This window comes from Brevibacillus ginsengisoli (genome assembly GCF_050113715.1).
Classification (GTDB): Bacteria; Bacillota; Bacilli; order Brevibacillales; family Brevibacillaceae; genus Brevibacillus_H; species Brevibacillus_H ginsengisoli.
This window is the reverse complement of sequence record NZ_JBNJQR010000010.1, coordinates 184,234-198,256: the sequence shown is the minus strand read 5'-3', so window position 1 is coordinate 198,256 and position 14,023 is coordinate 184,234. Positions and strand designations below refer to the sequence as shown.

General features: G+C 46.2%; 13 protein-coding genes. 3 read left to right on the top strand and 10 right to left on the bottom strand.

Annotated elements, in window-relative coordinates; all coding sequences use genetic code 11:
- Nucleotides 1-87: 87 nt before the first annotated feature.
- From ACQCN2_RS19740 to ACQCN2_RS19715, 6 genes are all read right to left on the bottom strand, one after another.
- Complete coding sequence (locus ACQCN2_RS19740) at nucleotides 88-894, bottom strand: GNAT family N-acetyltransferase (RefSeq protein ID WP_426930661.1); 807 nt, start codon at nucleotides 892-894, stop codon at nucleotides 88-90.
- A gap of 276 nt (nucleotides 895-1,170) precedes the next feature.
- Complete coding sequence (gene secD, locus ACQCN2_RS19735) at nucleotides 1,171-3,297, bottom strand: protein translocase subunit SecD (RefSeq protein WP_426930660.1); 2,127 nt, start codon at nucleotides 3,295-3,297, stop codon at nucleotides 1,171-1,173.
- A gap of 23 nt (nucleotides 3,298-3,320) precedes the next feature.
- Nucleotides 3,321-3,674: a hypothetical protein gene (locus ACQCN2_RS19730; protein WP_426930659.1), complete on the bottom strand. Its 354-nt coding sequence runs from the start codon at nucleotides 3,672-3,674 to the stop codon at nucleotides 3,321-3,323.
- A gap of 111 nt (nucleotides 3,675-3,785) precedes the next feature.
- Nucleotides 3,786-4,742 (bottom strand): DUF3600 domain-containing protein, encoded by a 957-nt coding sequence (locus ACQCN2_RS19725; protein WP_426930658.1) that lies wholly within the window; start codon nucleotides 4,740-4,742, stop codon nucleotides 3,786-3,788.
- Nucleotides 4,732-5,310, bottom strand: a complete 579-nt coding sequence (locus ACQCN2_RS19720; protein ID WP_426930657.1) for a sigma-70 family RNA polymerase sigma factor — start codon at nucleotides 5,308-5,310, stop codon at nucleotides 4,732-4,734. The genes ACQCN2_RS19725 and ACQCN2_RS19720 overlap by 11 nt, the downstream gene beginning before the upstream one ends.
- Nucleotides 5,311-5,697: 387 nt before the next feature.
- Nucleotides 5,698-6,627, bottom strand: coding sequence for an aminoglycoside phosphotransferase family protein (locus tag ACQCN2_RS19715; protein ID WP_426930703.1), 930 nt, complete (start codon nucleotides 6,625-6,627; stop codon nucleotides 5,698-5,700).
- A gap of 138 nt (nucleotides 6,628-6,765) precedes the next feature.
- Between ACQCN2_RS19715 and ptsG the strand changes: the two genes are divergently transcribed.
- Entirely contained in the window at nucleotides 6,766-8,820 is a 2,055-nt protein-coding gene (ptsG, locus tag ACQCN2_RS19710) for a glucose-specific PTS transporter subunit IIBC (protein ID WP_426930656.1), read from the top strand.
- 46 nt (nucleotides 8,821-8,866) lie between these two features.
- On the opposite strand, the gene ACQCN2_RS19705 is transcribed toward ptsG, so the two are convergent.
- The 3 genes from ACQCN2_RS19705 to ACQCN2_RS19695 form a co-directional block, all read right to left on the bottom strand.
- Entirely contained in the window at nucleotides 8,867-9,235 is a 369-nt protein-coding gene (locus ACQCN2_RS19705) for a cytochrome-c oxidase (RefSeq protein ID WP_426930655.1), read from the bottom strand.
- Nucleotides 9,236-9,334: 99 nt separating this feature from the next.
- The gene (locus tag ACQCN2_RS19700) at nucleotides 9,335-10,804 is read right to left on the bottom strand and encodes a DUF4179 domain-containing protein (protein ID WP_426930654.1); all 1,470 of its coding nucleotides are present in this window, start codon (nucleotides 10,802-10,804) and stop codon (nucleotides 9,335-9,337) included.
- Nucleotides 10,767-11,294 carry an RNA polymerase sigma factor gene (locus ACQCN2_RS19695; RefSeq protein ID WP_426930653.1) on the bottom strand — a complete coding sequence of 176 codons (528 nt, stop codon included), beginning with the start codon at nucleotides 11,292-11,294 and terminating at the stop codon, nucleotides 10,767-10,769. Before ACQCN2_RS19695 ends, ACQCN2_RS19700 begins: the two co-directional genes overlap by 38 nt.
- 182 nt (nucleotides 11,295-11,476) lie before the next feature.
- Here ACQCN2_RS19695 and ACQCN2_RS19690 point away from each other — a divergent pair, with 182 nt between their 5' ends.
- A complete protein-coding gene (locus tag ACQCN2_RS19690) occupies nucleotides 11,477-12,040 on the top strand; it encodes a DUF1700 domain-containing protein (protein WP_426930652.1) in 564 nt (187 codons plus the stop codon).
- A gap of 109 nt (nucleotides 12,041-12,149) precedes the next feature.
- A complete protein-coding gene (locus ACQCN2_RS19685) occupies nucleotides 12,150-13,043 on the top strand; it encodes a HipA family kinase (RefSeq protein ID WP_426930651.1) in 894 nt (297 codons plus the stop codon).
- Nucleotides 13,044-13,167: 124 nt separating this feature from the next.
- Here the strand turns inward: ACQCN2_RS19685 and ACQCN2_RS19680 are convergent, their stop codons facing one another.
- Entirely contained in the window at nucleotides 13,168-13,887 is a 720-nt protein-coding gene (locus ACQCN2_RS19680) for a YheC/YheD family protein (RefSeq protein WP_426930650.1), read from the bottom strand.
- Between the last annotated feature and the right edge of the window lie 136 nt (nucleotides 13,888-14,023).

Below are 14,023 nucleotides of genomic sequence, written 5' to 3'. Positions count from 1 at the left end.
GTTGAAAGTTGATATGACAACATCTTCGCCAATCCAAAGCGTTATAAGCTGTGAATGGCGACTTTTCTCTACAAAGTAGGCATTCGTTCATCGAATAGCAAAAATGGTATGCTCCTTGGGTTGCACAAATCCCAACCGCTCCGCCATTTGACGTGAGGCGATGTTTGAGTCTGTGCAATCCCAGCGAGGAGTGATTCCCCTCTCAAGGCACGCCTCAATAAAGACTCGAGCGACGCTAGAACCAAGCCCCAGCCCTTGGAATTGTTCGTGGGTCACAATGTCGATTTCGGCTTGAACCGGATTGGCAAAAATCGAGGTACACTCGCTGACAACCTGACCGTCATGTACCACACAAAATCCCAGCCCCTGCTTCAGAAAGGCGGTAATCCCTCCCCAGTATGTCTGGTAATACTCCATTCCAAACTCCTGGCTTTGTAAAATCTCGGCTTCGTCGATTGGATAGCATCGATAGCCTTTGGGAATCCCTCTATCCTGACTTTGAGATCGCCGCTCTGTTTGGGTCAGAAAGCGCTCTGGATCGAATGAAAAGGACAGGCGCTTCACTTGCTGATGCGTCTCTTTAAACCGCTCCTCCAGTAATTGATTCCACTCCATCGACGGGGAGAATAGAGTGAAGCGCTTCTTTAACCCTTGAATATGCCCTTCATAATGCTCCCGAAGCCATTGGGCCATCTGTTCGTCTGGAAGCCCAATGACGGCGTAAATCCCCGATTGGGTTCGAATCACCATGGAGGTGGGCGACTTCCGCTGATTGACGAAAATCTCCCCCTCGATTACCTGATGCACTACTGAATAAGCAAATGTAGGGGTCAGCAGATGATCTTGAAGAAAAGGAAGAAGTGCTGAATATGCTGTTTTCTCTAGCAAATACATGAGAGACCTCCTGCAGATCGTTAGTTTAGATAATAATCTAATTAGATTATTATCTAAACGACTTCTTCCGTCAAGCAAAAGCTGATCTATCCCCACTTTAACTCCCTCAATCGCTTGAGGATTAACTGGTATCGCTCCTCAAGAAACTGCCCGATAGAACAAAAAAGGCACCGGAAAATATACCGGTGCCTGCATCAACATACGATTCATACAGCCATTGTGTACAATGTGAAATTAATCGAACGAAACGGATCTTCCCTACACGAACCTCAATGATTATGCAAGTGGTTGCACTTTGGTTGCCCGCTTCTTCAGCACAAACCACACCTGCGCCGCGATGAAAATGGACGAGTACGTGCCGCTCACCAACCCGAAAATCAAAGCCAGCGAAAAATGGCGGATGCCTTCTCCTCCCAGCCAGAACAAGGCGGCTGCCGAGATGAAGACTGTGACGACCGTAAAAATGGATCTTCTCATCGTTTGCCACAGACTTGTGTTCACCATCTCTTCCAGTTCTTGAATGGACACAGGCTTCGTCAGGCGATTATTCGTACGGATGCGGTCAAATATCACGATGGTGTCATTAATCGAATAGCCGACGATCGTCAGGATGGCCGCAATAAACGTCAGGTCAATCTCCAATCGAAGCAGGGAGAACAGTGCGATAGGAATAAGCACATCATGCAAAAGCGCAATAATGCAAGCAATCCCAAAGTAAAACTGAAAGCGAAACGCGATATAGATCACGATGCAAACTGTGGCGATGAGGATGGCAATAGCGGCTTTTGTGACCATTTCATTGGCCACCATTGGATTCACCGTGGTCTCTTGCTTGCTGACCTGCTCTCCATATGCCTGTTGAAGTTGATGCTCAATTGCCTGTAACTGGTTCGAATCAACAGGACGATCGAAGGTAGTGGTCGCGTAAAAAGCATGGTCACCGAACTTCACCACGGGCTTCATCGCAATATCCGGCACTTGTTTGTGGATGATCCGATCGACTTCGCTTACTTGAAACTCTTTGCCGATAAATACATCCAGTCTGGTTCCGGCCTTAAAGTCGACACCCGCATTAAGCCCCAGTGTCAAAATCGTCACGAGTCCAGCCATCATCACAATCCCGGAAAACGCAAAGAAATACTTGCGAATCCTCACGATATCGAACGGCATCCAGTCACGCGTCAATGCTCTTCGACTGCCGAACCACTTTTGTTGATTAAACAGGTTGCTGCGAATCACCAGCCACAGCAGAATGCGCGAGCCAAACACATTGGTCAACAGACTGATAATAATGGTCATGATCAGGATGACCGCAAATCCCTGAACCGCACTCGTTCCTACCTGCAACAGAACGACTCCGGCGATGCACGTCGTAATATGAGCATCCATGATCGTGATAAACGATTCCCGCTGCCCGATGCGAAAAGCCGAGAGAACCGTCTTTCCTTTTTTGAGCTCCTCCTGGATTCGTTCATAGGTAATGATGTTGGCGTCAACCGCCATCCCGATGGCTAAGATGAAACCTGCGATCCCGGGAAGCGTCAAAGTGGCGTTCATCCAGTGAAATACGACCAGACACAGGTAGACGAATACGGCGAGCGTAATATTCGCGATCATTCCTGGCAGCCGATAAACGATCAACATAAACAACAGAATGAAAACCGCCGCAACCACTCCCGCTTCCAGCGTTTTCGTTAAAGCGGATTCACCCAAACTCGCCCCCACAGACGTGGCTTGAATCTCAATTAATTTGGCGGGAAGCGCTCCTGCATTCAGAAGTGCAGCCATTTCTGTCGCTTTTTCCACCGTGAAGCCGCCTTGAATAGAGGCATTGCCGTCGGAGATCACATTCTGAATCTCGGGCGCCGAGATAGTTTGTTCATCCAGATGGATACTCATTCTCTTGTGGAGATTGGTCTCTGTGATGCGGCGGACTTTTTCTTTATCCATAAACTTCAGGGCTACGTATGGTCTGTGCAACTCATCATACTGGACACTGGCACCGTTGGGGGCAAGCTCCCGACCGTCCAGGACGACTGCACCTGATTCATCCTGAAAGGTCAGATTGGCTGGTCTCGCTAACTGTTCGCGCAGCTTTTCCTCGCTCTTGATCCCTGCCAGCTTGACCCTGATTCGATTTGATCCTTCAATCGTAATCTCTGGCTCGGTAACCTTGCCGATGTTCACCCGCTTGTCAATCATCTGTTCCATCGCTTTTAAAAGCTCGGGTGTAACCTGCTGTTTCTGATCGAGCGGCTCCACCTGGTACAGAATCTCGAATCCGCCTTGCAGATCAAGCCCTAGCTTCACTTGACTGGTCACCGATGGAGTGGTTGTCAGCATGAGAGTTCCCAGTAATGCAATCACAATCACAAATAATCCAAGCCTAGCCCATTTCAACATTGATTCATTACCCCTTTCCATCTTTACATTCGCGAGATGAAAAGGAGCTCTGCCATGTAAAACGACTTACATTTGACGGGCAGGAGATGATCAGCCTGTTTTAATAGGGGAATAAACGAATAGACAAAGCGCTTAATATTACGGATCGGTACAGTCAACATCAATTGCTTGATGAACAAACAAAACAGGAAACCAACCAACATCGTAACCGCATTCCAATTCGATTGCCTATCAATAAACGGTTGATCGGTCGCTTGATAGGAAGCGTCGATCTGCTGATCTATCTGAAATACAGGGGTAGAATGCGCCTGTATGAACGGTACACACAACATCAGAAGCATAAGGAGAGCAAGATGGACTCTCAGGATTTTATACACTTTACCACCCCCTCTCGTGTGGAATAATAGGTATTACGAGAAGTGTAAGGAAAAAGTTTCAAAAATATAAAAAACCGCCCTTTGACAGGCGGTTTACGCTTCGTTGCTCCGTTATTTGTCCCCATGCAGGATAGACAGCACGATTTTCTCCAGCTCTGATTTCTCCAGCTTCTCGGATGATACGTAAATCTGATAGGCTTCCTGCTTCCCAGACTTTGGTACAAAGAGCTGTACTCCCTTGCGTCCATGGGTTCCTTTTTCCCCGAAATGCGCTTGATAGCCCTCCAGTTGGTACGGTGTCACTTGCTCATATTCCTGTGCCATCATATCACTGGCTTTGTTTTCTTCCACTTGCTCCTCGATGATGAAGAGTTGATCTTCGGCATGTTTGTAAGACAGATTGATTGTCGGAGGATGAGCTCTGCCCTTCATATCTTTCCAGTTTACTCCCGCTGCTTGATTGAGACTATACCCGCTCGGTAGGTAGCTTGGGTAGCGTATAGGAAAGGCAACAAGTTTTTGCGCTTCCTCAATGGAGTAAGTCACCAGTTGATCATCGGTTATCACCTTTGGATCTTTAAGCTTGGCGAAATAGGGCTCCAATTCCTTGACGATCTGCTCTTGTTGTTTTTGTTCAGCGGCAGTGAGGCGGTCAGGATGAGTAATTCCTTTTTCGTCTGTCATCTTCAGCTGGTATTGTGTCAGCTCTTTCAGTTTGGCTGAGAATTGGGCATATTCTTCTTCCGACAGCTGTGATTTGGCTAGCTGTAGCTTGCTCTCCATATGATCGAAGTCAGCTTGTGTTCCGCCATGTTGGAACACAATTTCTTTAGAGCCATAAATCTGATTACTTAAATAGGACCCAGCCCACACACCGGTCGGAATCAATAAGACAGCGGCAACCATGCCAGCCAACCATTTCTTTTTCATCACAAAACGCTCCTTTCGGGTATCTCCAAACTCAAATTTTCTGTACGATTCACGTACTTCGTCATCCAGTTCTTGCGGAATCTTGATTTGATGCGCTTGTTCTTTGAAAGCGGCGCGAATTTGGTCTTCAATAGACATCCTGGGCTTCCACCTTTCCGATCCCTTGCGTCGTATACTGTTTGCGCATTTCTTTGAGAGCGAGATGATGACGTGATTTCACCGTTCCTACGGGAATATTGAGCAACGCGGCAATCTGTTCCAGCGTGTAGTCATGAAAGTAACGATAGACGATCACAACACGCAGTTTATACGAGAGCCTTGCGATGGCTTGCAACAATTCTTGGTTGGTCTCTTTCATCACAATTCGGTGCTCGGTGGCGGGAAGCTCGGTCTCTCGCTCCTCCAAACGGCTACGCTCCAGCAAGCGAAACATCCGCCAGACTTTTCGTCTCCAATTGCTCACTTGCCTGATCACCAAACCATGCAGCCAGAGATGAAAAGGGCGTCTGGGATCGTAGTTGGGCAAAGATCTCCACAACTGGATGTAAACCTCATTCACAATGTCCTGTACATCTGATTGATTGTTCATCAAGAACGTGACAGTGCGGAATATATCATCGCGCGTATATTCATAGAGGATTTCAAATGCGGCCTGATCCTTGTTCATCACCCGCTTAATCCACGTGTATAGCTCCATATCTGTCATCAGGGGGCCCTCCTAAACGTTCTTTACACACTATATTGGCTGTTAGTTCCCAAAAGGTTCAGTAGAGAAAAGACTTCGTCCCTCTGTGCTCTGTTTAAGCTCGCTTGAAGCATCTACTGTCCGCTCCGTTCTCTACGGAAGGGAGTCGACAAGAAAATCACTTCGCTTCTCAGTCTGATGTAAAGAATGCCGACTCTTTTCCTTCCTACGTTCCCTGCGCTGGGTTTCGCTTAAAATGAGCGACGAGCGGACGAAGTCTTTTCTCGGGTGGGCTTACGCGAATGGAAGGACTGTTTAATCGCTTCACCTGAGTAAAGCATTTAAACAGTCCAATTTTCCAAAAGAAAAAACGCCTTTCTCTCTCCAATCGAAAGACGTTTCCATCGCTTATATGTAACTCAGGTGGTCACTCTCGCAATACCAGCGTGGAATAACCTCTTCAAAATATTGATGATCCTCCAGAATTTGTTTGACTCGCCCCAGCATCTCATCGACCAATTCGGGCGTGAAACGATACGACCAGACAACCGCTGAAAAAATACTCATTGCCACATAAACCGAATAAAGCCGCCAGAAATTCTCCGGGATTCCTTCCTCTCCAAAATATCCGTTCAGCTGCCCCAGACAAAAAGGAACACTGACCTCTCGGCTAAATAAAGCAAGCTTGTAGAAATCATGCAAGGGATCTCCCCAGTCAAAACGGTTGACGTCAATCATCCCCGCATATTTCCTGTCCTTGACGATAATATTGCCCAGATGAAAATCATCGTGCTGAAATCGGTTGGGGCGATTCGTTAACCAAGCTTCATTTTCCTCCACAAATCGCACGACATCATCCGCCCTCGGAATATGAATTCCAATTGTCTGATAGGCAGCCACATAACGTTTATGCTTCTCTATTACACGAGGATACCAAGAATCCGCAGTTTGCGGGGCCTCGTAACAGTGCATCTTCTTAAGCTCTCTCCCTGCTTCGACGCCGATCAGGTATTGTTCCTTGTCCAGGTAATGAGGCAAACGTTCACTCGCTTCATACCCCTCGATATAAGACAGCAGGCAGTAGCAGAGCCCTAACTCCCCCCAAGCCCCCACTTCGATTGGTTCAGAGGTGCGAACCTCATATTGTTGCAAAGTTTGCAGGACTCCAAACTCTTCTTTCTTCCGATTTAATTGGTCCAGACTTGCGGTTCGCAGAAGATAGGTGGTCCCATCCTTTAGTTCGATCAGATACTTCTTATCGGTTGAAAATCCTTTATCCAACGGCTCCATTCGTTTCATTGCGCGCAGCTTCGGAATCAGCCGAGAAACAACTTCCATTGAAAGTAATGTCATAGAGCCTCCTTCTTGTGCCTCGTTCCGTTTTTTTACAATTATAAATGACCAAGCCAAGAAATAAATACATTTTTGTGATGTTTTTTTCAGATCCGGCAAATACTACAAGCAGGAGGTATGCCTATGTTTAAGTCAATCTTTGGGGTACTGCAAAAAGTTGGGAAGGCGTTAATGATGCCGGTTGCTATCCTGCCTGCCGCCGGGATTCTGCTTGCTTTTGGTAATGCTTTGCACAATCAAGCGTTATTAGATGTCATCCCTGGATTAGGATCATCCTGGGTACAGCTTATTGCCCAAGTGATGGAGAATGCCGGGAATATTATATTTAGTAACCTCGCCCTCCTGTTCGCTGTCGGGGTGGCCATTGGTCTTGCTGGTGGTGACGGTGTTGCCGGTTTGGCGGCGATTATCGGATTCCTCGTCATGAACATCACGATGAGTGTCATCCTTGGAGTGAAACCTGAACAGATTGGACCCGATCCCTCCTTAGCCAACGTATTAGGTATTCCTACCTTGCAGACGGGTGTCTTTGGCGGGATTATCGTTGGGGTCATGGCAGCCACGATGTATAATAAATATTTTAATATTGAATTACCCTCTTATCTGGGATTCTTTGCAGGCAAACGCTTCGTTCCGATCATCACGGCGGCGTCCGCTCTCATCCTGGGTATTGTCATGATTTTTGTTTGGCCGCCGATTCAACATGGGTTAAATGCCTTCTCCCACAATATGGTCGGAGCCAATCTCACCTTGTCCGCGTTTATTTTCGGGGTGATCGAACGTTCGCTGATTCCCTTTGGACTGCATCATATTTTCTATGCGCCATTCTGGTTTGAATTCGGGGAGTACGTCAATAAGTCTGGCGAAGTGATTCACGGGGACCAAAAAATCTTCTTCGCCCAAATCAAAGATGGTGTACCGTTGACAGCTGGCACGTTCATGACAGGGAAGTTCCCTTTCATGATGTTCGGCTTGCCGGCGGCGGCTTTGGCGATTTATCACTGCGCGCGCCCTGAACAGAAAAAAGTGGTTGGCGGCATCATGGCTTCCGCAGCCTTAACGTCATTCCTCACAGGGATTACGGAGCCGATTGAGTTCTCTTTCCTGTTCGTGGCACCGGTCCTGTTTGCTATTCATGCGATTTTTGCCGGTCTTTCCTTTATGATCATGCACATTCTAGGTGTCAAAATCGGGATGACCTTCTCCGGCGGTGTCATTGACTATCTGCTGTTTGGGGTCTTGCCGAACCGAACTCCCTGGTGGCTGGTCATTCCCGTAGGCTTGGTATTTGCCTTGATTTACTACTTCGGGTTCCGCTTCGCCATTAAAACCTTTGATCTCAAGACTCCGGGACGTGAAGACACCGATGTCACACCTCCTGGAGCAGTCTCCACACAAGGAGGCTCCAATCATTTGGCGGCCGACATTCTGGACGCGATGGGTGGAAAAGAAAACATTGCCCATCTGGATGCCTGCATCACACGTCTGCGTGTCTCGGTAAACGACAGTAAGCAGGTGGACAAGGATCGCCTCAAACGGCTTGGCGCTTCCGGGGTGCTAGAGGTTGGCAATAACATTCAGGCGATCTTTGGTCCCAAATCGGACATCATCAAAGGTCAGATGAAGGACATCATGGAAGGTCGTGCCCCGCAAGCACAAGCTACGACAACAGTTGTCCCTGTCAACCAAGCGGCTCCAGCATGCAACATTGCAGGGCCAGAAGAGTTTGTCGCTCCTATGCAAGGAAGCATTCTCCCTCTATCGGAAGTACCGGACCCTGTGTTTTCACAAAAAATGATGGGAGACGGATTTGCCATTCATCCTACAGACGGAACCGTCGTATCTCCTGTAGACGGCAAAGTAGTGACGCTTTTCCCAACCAAGCATGCCCTTGGCTTGGAATCCGCTAACGGCAGAGAAATTCTCATCCACGTAGGAATTGATACCGTGAAGCTAGAGGGACAAGGATTCGAGGCATTGGTGGAGCAAGGAGCAGATGTAAAAAAAGGCCAACCGCTGTTACGAGTTGACCTTGACGCGATCAAAGATAAGGTGCCTTCGATTATTACACCTGTCGTCTTTACCAATTTGAGTGATGATGAATCGATCAAAGTGAATAAGCAAGGCGAAGTAGCGCGTGGAGAAGCTGGCGTTGTCACTATTCACGGTTCCAAGTGAGTCTGGATGTTCGCCCCTGTCTAAATAGACGGGGGCCTTTACATTACTAGCTTTCTTTTACATTCACGAACACATTCAAGAAAAAACAGAGGATTCCAATAATGGCAATCGTTCCTCCTAACGGGATGAGCGGAAGCGAAGCGATCTGCATAATCTCCAAATACAAGCCAACAACCATAATTGGCAGCCCGATATTGTGCAGCCAGAAGTGCCATTTTCCTAACGCGTTGGTGGCCGCGGCAGGGTACAACGTGTAGATAAGTCCTGCCAAGGCGAGCGAAACCCAGCCCAGAAGGTTGACGTGCGCGTGAACAGTGGCCAGTTGAAATAATTGAACAATTCCAATATACATACCAAAGAGAACACCAAAAACAAAATAAGCCACTGCGATACGTAACCAGATATACCCTTTCATTCTTTCAGCTCCTTTCATAGCTTAGGATCATGTGCCTTAACTAAAAATACAGCCAACTCGCCCTGAGTATGACTGTATTTCGTACTTTGGTATGTTTTTTTATGATTCGGATGGGAGCGGAACCTCCCAATTCATCGGATACCATCTTGGGATCGTCTTTAACTTTAACGTGTAGTTTCCTGTTATGGTTTTCAAATCAGGGAAACTTAGTCTTTGGCGAAGATCCCAACGCTTGTCACGGTCCACATAAACTCCCCCTACTTTTACTAGTGAGATATCCTCATCATCCTGCGTTTGAATGACCGATTCATATTGCTTGCCATGTTCATCCACTAAAGTCCATTGACAATTATAGCCACCCTTCATTTTGCCGGTTACCTCTATCATGGGCATCATGGTTTGATTCTTGGTCTTCTGCATGGTTAGGTTCTTAACCGTGAAAGTATTACCTTCATACTCTTTGGTCATTTCCCCTGTTTTCAGGTTCTGTTGAGTGAGCTCAAACTGCAAATCAGCCGTTTCCACAATGACAAGTTGATCCAATATAAATCGAAGTTTCTCCCCCTTTACAGGAACAAATACTTCCTGGTCTGTAGTGCTATAGGGATCCTTCGGGTCGATTGTATGGGAAGATGGAAGCGCATTAACGGATTCTTCAACATCTCCCGTCTTCACGAGAACATTCCCTTTTTGATCAACAATCTTATAGTAATAATAACTACTCTCCAAACTCTGTTTATCATACTTGTTTGCGTGAATACGTTTAAGATCATCTTGAATCCGTTGTCTGGCCTCTGGTGTCCTGGTTGTCGTAAGATTTAATCGGACAGCACTAGGTGAGTACACGATATCCTTTAAGTCAACCATTACCCCTTGTTTCGTCGTTAACTGCTTGTTTATCGGAATTTGCTTCGTTGCCGAAATCGCCTCTTTCATGTCGACAGGGACTGTAACATTCCATTTTCCCTTTTTATCGGGGTAGTCAATGGAATCAATTTCAGGAATCTCCACATGGATGACGACTTGATCCGTTACCTTCGACAAATTGAACTGAAAATAACCAAAATCATATCCACGGCTAAAGGATGTGATATTTTTAGCAAGTAGTTCTCCCGTTTCGCTCGTCACATATAGCTTGCCATGAGAATCCAGGTAGTCTACCGACCTTGTCCCGTCTTCTCTTTCAACATAGTAGGAGAGGATGAGACGGTTTGTATCGGCCAGTACTTCAGGGATGACCAACGTGATCCCCTGATCGGTTACCCTGATTTCTTTGGGCTGATTGTAGCCCATTTTCACAGCTTCCTCGAGTCCTTGATCCGAAATCCGATAATTGAGAAAAGAAGATACCCATTGTGCAAACGTAGGCGAAACATAGGAAACAACAGAACCACCGATCACCACGATTGCCGTGGTTGCAAGCAGTGCTATTTTCAATCTGGGAATTGAACGGGAAGAAACAAGAGGAGCAGAATTCGCCAGTTTATTCTGTAATTTTGCTTTAAACTGGTGAACATCAAATGTTGGCTCGTTAGACGGTTGCTTTGCATTTGGTAACTGATTGACCATCGTCATCCTCCCTTATGAAATGCTTGAGGCGTTCTCTTCCTCGTGATAATCTTGACTTGATTGTTCCAGTTGGAACTCCCAGTATTTCCGAGATTTCATCTACACTTAACTCCTCAAAATAAAACAGGACAATCGGTTCCCGATGAATAACGGGTAATTGCAGGATCGCCTCATGGACAGTTTGTTGTGAATCACGGCTCAAGAAATTCTCTTCAGAACTTTTCACCATTCTGTCTGGCAGCCATTCCATCAAGATCTCACGCCAACTTCTGCGCCTCACCATTTTGCATTCGTTGATCACGATCCTGGCTAGCCAAGCGAACACGTGCCCCCGTGACTTTTCGTATGGATTGGTGGCGTGATAGGCTTTGATAAAGGCATTTTGCACACAATCCTCAGCCATTCCCCAATCCCGGACATATGTATACGCAATCCGTCTCAACCGCTCTGCATAACTGTCCACCCATTCTTCCAGAAGTTGTGGTAACACCTCAACACCTCCCCCGCTTTTATTTCACTTGTACTATGCAGATACATTGCCTTTGGTTCCATTTCGAGTCTACTTTTGCTATCCTTCTCCAAATATTCTATAATTTTTAACGAACCATTTCATGGAAATCAAATCAAACAAGTTGTGTGAAGAACAAAGTTCAAGTAGTTGGAGGGGAAACCATGAATGACCGCATCACGCTTTTTATAAATAACCTGGATCGTGAACTGATACGTCTTCCGAAAGGGAATCGACGCGATATTGTATCCTCGATTGAGAACCACATTCATAAAGAAATGGCCACTGGCCGCGATGTTGACGAGATTATCGGCGAACTAGGATCACCCCAAACGCTTGCGAAAGGCTATATCGCTCAGTACCTCTATCAATCTCCGCCAAGTCTGACCCGCTTTTTTGTCATGGCTGGTTTTTTCGCTGGCACCGGTTTCATTAGTTTGATTGTTGTCCCCACGCTAGGTTCCTTGATGATTGGCTTCGGAGTATCCACGATTATCTGTCCACTGGTTGGCCTGTTCAAAATCTTTTATCCGAATAATACGCATATTTCTCTCTATACATTCGGGCATGAAGGGAGTGAGTGGGTGCTTCTCAGTACGTTAGGATTGGGACTGGTATTTGGATTGCTCACGTATCTGTGCAAAAAACTGCTTGGCCTCTACTTCCGCTTAATCATGCGTGGGTATCGTCACCTCACCCCCCAGGCGAAGAGCTCTACTCTTCCTTAACTCATTTGTAGTGAGGCTTTCCTATATTCTTTTCTCTTTCGGGGTATCTGCCGTTTCTTGTTTGTCATTAGACCAATAAGATAAAAGAGGAGGGAGGGATACCTAGAACATGGATACAAGCGATTGGCGCGTGATTGGTAAAAGGAGTCGCAAATTGGGGCCAGTATGGCAAGTCGCTCGATATGTAGGCGGAGTTCAGCAAACAGGCTATTTCAAGTTCCCCTGCAAGTCAAACCTCCGCCGAGTAGACAGCATGTTGGCCAATGAGCTGATAGCCTACGAACTGGCAAAAAAACTAGGGGTGAATGTCGCTGAAGTGGACTTAACTGAGGTTATGGGGATTCGGGGAATTGTATCGCTGGTCAAGCCTGCTACGGCTCATTACTCCTGGTATCAATTTAGTAAAAAACACAAGTGGTCCCCATTCAACCAGCTAAAGCACCCTGAGCAGATTTTGCGTACGTTTATCTTTGATATATGGATTTGTAATGTGGATCGCCATAGCGCAAATCTCATCGTCACTACTGATGGTTCGACCAATAATTTCTATGCGATTGATCATGGATTATCTCTTCTCGGAGCCCTCAAGTGGAAGGGCAGACAATGGAATTCTAACTACTGGACCCATGTCAATCGTTATAACGTCAAGTATCCGAAAGGCTTACGAGGCTATATACGTTCCTATCATCAGCTTTTACCCTATATTGTGGAGATTGAGAATCTCCCTGAATCCTGCATCGAGTCAATCGTGGATCAGGTTCCCTCTAACCTCCTTTCTCTTCATCAAAAAACGATCATCAAAAATATGCTGCTCTCCCGGCGTAAATCTCTCCGCTCCATTGTTCGGAGATGGTGCATCTGTCAACGTAAATACCGAGGACATCCTCCCCGTGAAGAACAGGCTTCCAACGAACTCACTTCCAACGAACAAATTAAAAAAGAATCTCCTGCCCCGGATCATACGAGTGAATATGATTACGATTATTATTACTATTACGAGTAGTATCTTCCACAAAAAGGGAATCAAATACCAAAAGATAATCCGCCCAATTGAAGGCGGATTATTATTTTCTAATGATACAGATCATGCTCTTCCTGTTCATCGGCGTACGTTGATGAAGAAGCTTTTATCCATATTTACTTTTGTAAGAGATGATTCGGTTGTAGGTTTTTCTCTCTGGCAATTGCTTAAACCAATAGATTGCCGGATGAAAGTTCGGTTCAATAATCCATACCTGTCCATTTACATCCACCCCAATATCAAATCCAATAATGGTTATCCAAGGATATTTTTTGCTCAGTTGATCGGAAGCCCGAATACATACCGCATTGATTTTACCAAGTAGATAGGAGAATCCCGAATCTCGAAGCACTCGATTCATCGGCCTTACATACTCTTCTGGATTGGTGACCGCCATGCCTCGATAAGCAATTTTCGCTAGACCCCCTGTGATTTTCCAACGTTTACTCTTAACTCGTTGTACCATAACACGCAAATCAAATAGTCTATCATTCACTTTGGCTAGTGGAACACATTGCTGAAGGATGTAACGATTGATTCGAATGGTATGCTTCAGGTAACGAAACAGCCGTGAACAATTCGTAAAGGTTCGTTTCTTCCATAAAGACTGAAGCTCATAGCCACCTGAGCTTTTTACCTGTGCAACCATAATCCCCCGCCCGCGCGCCCCATCATTGGGTTTCAGAACAACCTTCTGATATTTCCGAAGCAGATTAGCTAACGAGCGTTCCGATAAGACGGCCGTCTTTGGAAGATATGGAACTAAAGAATAATCCTGCCGCAGAAAGATGTATTTCTGCCACTTCCCTGTCTGTATGCTGCTCACTTTCTCCCCCTCCTTCCGCTCACTTGTTATCCTATTCATCCCGTAAGGAAAGGGATAAGCTATTCACCTATAGTTGTTCGTCACTTTTGAGAAAGATTTCCTAAACGAATGTCTCCTAGTTACTCGTCGATAGATG

Coding starts and splice junctions, on each gene's coding strand:
- ACQCN2_RS19740 (WP_426930661.1), bottom strand. CDS start 894: ATGTATTTGCTAGAGAAAACAGCATATTCAGCACTTCTTCCTTTTCTT.
- secD (WP_426930660.1), bottom strand. CDS start 3,297: ATGTTGAAATGGGCTAGGCTTGGATTATTTGTGATTGTGATTGCATTA.
- ACQCN2_RS19725 (WP_426930658.1), bottom strand. CDS start 4,742: ATGTCTATTGAAGACCAAATTCGCGCCGCTTTCAAAGAACAAGCGCAT.
- ACQCN2_RS19720 (WP_426930657.1), bottom strand. CDS start 5,310: ATGACAGATATGGAGCTATACACGTGGATTAAGCGGGTGATGAACAAG.
- ACQCN2_RS19715 (WP_426930703.1), bottom strand. CDS start 6,627: ATGGAAGTTGTTTCTCGGCTGATTCCGAAGCTGCGCGCAATGAAACGA.
- ptsG (WP_426930656.1), top strand. CDS start 6,766: ATGTTTAAGTCAATCTTTGGGGTACTGCAAAAAGTTGGGAAGGCGTTA.
- ACQCN2_RS19705 (WP_426930655.1), bottom strand. CDS start 9,235: ATGAAAGGGTATATCTGGTTACGTATCGCAGTGGCTTATTTTGTTTTT.
- ACQCN2_RS19700 (WP_426930654.1), bottom strand. CDS start 10,804: ATGGTCAATCAGTTACCAAATGCAAAGCAACCGTCTAACGAGCCAACA.
- ACQCN2_RS19690 (WP_426930652.1), top strand. CDS start 11,477: ATGAATGACCGCATCACGCTTTTTATAAATAACCTGGATCGTGAACTG.
- ACQCN2_RS19685 (WP_426930651.1), top strand. CDS start 12,150: ATGGATACAAGCGATTGGCGCGTGATTGGTAAAAGGAGTCGCAAATTG.